2 protein-coding genes are annotated in these 2,500 nt (G+C 50.5%); both read right to left on the bottom strand.

Features of this window, described 5'->3' with window-relative positions:
* Nucleotides 1-1,253: pyruvate kinase (gene pyk, locus PHU49_17225; GenBank protein MDD5245752.1), on the bottom strand; the 1,253-nt coding region annotated here is incomplete at its 3' end.
* A 44-nt stretch (nt 1,254-1,297) separates the two neighbouring features.
* Nucleotides 1,298-2,500, bottom strand: a 1,203-nt coding sequence (locus PHU49_17220; protein MDD5245751.1) for an ATP-dependent DNA helicase RecG, incomplete at its 5' end; no start/stop codon positions are given.

Below are 2,500 nucleotides of genomic sequence, written 5' to 3'. Positions count from 1 at the left end.
CCCCAATATATTGCCATCTGCCTGACTACCTTGTGCTCCGGTGAAAAGGCGATAACCGGTGTTTTCGGTCTGAACTTTGAAATAAGCCGTGCCGTGAACCCTGACCTTGTGAACACTACGATCCACCGGGCGCTGACCTCTTCGGCGGCCTTTGACGCTGCATGGGCCACGGCACCGGAGAATTCCTGGATCACATTGCCCATCGGCATGTTCTCTCTCTGCTGCATTGCGCTTACCCGTGAATTTTCCGTGAAGGTGATGATACGATCCATTACTTTGACAGATTCGATTGGATATTTCCCTGCTGAGGTCTCAGCGGAAAGCATGAGGGCATCAGTCCCATCGATAACCGCGTTTGCGACGTCCGTTGTCTCAGCTCTAGTAGGTCTCATGTGCTGGGTCATTGACTCGAGCATCTGCGTTGCCGTAATGACAAGGCGCCCCTTCCTGTTCGCCTTTTCTATGAGCATCTTCTGGAACATGGGCACCTCTTCAAGGGGCATTTCGACACCGAGGTCGCCTCTCGCGACCATCAACCCATCAACCTCGTCAAGGATCCTGTCAATATCCTTGATTGCCTCGCCCTTTTCTATCTTCGCTATCAGCGGTATGATAATCCCCTTTTTTGCAAGCCACTTTTTTACCATCAGGATATCATTCACGCTCCTCACAAAAGACAACGCTACATAATCAACATCCATCTTGATACCAAATTCAAGGTCCTGCTGGTCCTTCTCTGTAAAGAACGGTGCGCTGACCTTCATGTTCGGAAGATTCACCCCTTTTCTCTCTTTCAGTATCCCGCCTTCCACAACAGAGGTTATCAATGAACCCCGGGACTTTTTCAATACCTCAAGGGCTATCAGGCCGTCATCGAGGAGTATCGTGTCTCCGACCTTCGCATCCTCTATCAGCCAGGGAAAATCGATGTATATATTTTTATCATCTCCCCTGCCCTTTCCTGTTTTTATGATCAATTCGCTGCCTTTCACCAGGTGAACCTTCCCGTCATGTAATTCCCCTACCCTGATCTTGATCCCCTGGAGGTCCTGAAGTATCGCCACATGTCTGTCCAGTTTGCTCGCGATCTTCCTGATCCTTTCTATGAGCTGCCCGTGGAATTGATGGTCGCCGTGGGAGAAGTTCAGCCGTGCCACATCCATTCCGGCAAGTATTAATTTCTCTATCATCCTGTCACTGCCCGATACAGGACCTATGGTACAGACTATCTTCGCCTTTCTTCGTGTCTTCATTAGACCCCCTTTTTTAATATAACTATAAGCCCTCATGGCGAATCTTACGCGATATCCGAAAAATTCAATTCATCGTTCCATCTCCCTGATATAATACCTTTCAGCCTTGCAATATCTTCTCCTGATGCACAATCGAGCAGCATGCCGGCAATCTTTCGTGCGCGGAGCATGATATCCATATCCCTTATTATATCACCTGCCCTGAATTTTGGTATCCCTGACTGTCTCACCCCGAGCATATCGCCCACCCCCCTGATCTTCATGTCCTCTTCCGCGATCCTGAAACCGTCCGTCGTCCCTTCCATGATCCTCAGCCTTTTTGCGGCAATACCGGTCTTCTTGTCACCGGCAATGAGAATGCATTGCGAAGGGTGGGTACCCCTGCCTACCCTGCCTCGGAGCTGGTGAAGCTGAGAAAGTCCGAACCTCTCCGCATGCTCTATAACGATCATCGTTGCGTTGGACACATCGATCCCTACCTCTATGACCGTAGTACAGACGAGGATATCTATCACCTTGTTTTTGAATTGAAACATCACCTCTTCTTTTTCTTCAGCCTTCATCCTGCCGTGGAGGAGCCCCACCTTGAACGACGGGAACACTACCTTCTGTAAATGGTCAGCCATCTCCGTGGCATTGAGAAGTTCCATCTTTTCTGATTCCTCGACAAGGGGATATACGATGTATGCCTGTCTTCCCTCCCTGACCTCTCCCCCAACCATTTTATAAACAGCCTCTTTATCCTTCTCCGTGTACACCTTCGTCCGGATCTTCTGTCTCCCCTTCGGCATCTCGTCAACGAGAGAGACATCGAGGTCACCGTAGACGACCATGGACAGCGTCCTCGGGATAGGCGTTGCCGTCATCATAAGGACATCCGGCATGAGTCCCTTGTCCTTTAATAGTTTTCTTTGCAGCACGCCGAACCTGTGCTGCTCATCAATAATCACCAGGCCGAGGTTCTTGAATGCCACGTCCTGCTGGATAACGGCATGAGTACCAACAATGACGGTTATTGCGCCTTCCGCAATCCCTTTCAGGACACTTTTCCTGTCCCTGCCGAGGTTTCCCCTTAAAAAGACAACGGGGATGTCCATCTTTTCCAGCGCCTTATGAATAGTGAGGTAGTGCTGCTCGGCAAGGATCTCGGTAGGCGCCATAAAGGCGACCTGATACCCGCTGTCGACTGCCCTGAGGGCGGCCAATACCGCGCATACCGTCTTCCCTGACCCTACATCGCCCTGGAG

Source organism: Syntrophorhabdaceae bacterium, from assembly GCA_028713955.1.
GTDB lineage: Bacteria > Desulfobacterota > Syntrophorhabdia > Syntrophorhabdales > Syntrophorhabdaceae > UBA5609.
Note: the sequence above shows the minus strand (reverse complement) of the source record. Positions and strands in the feature narration are given on the sequence as shown.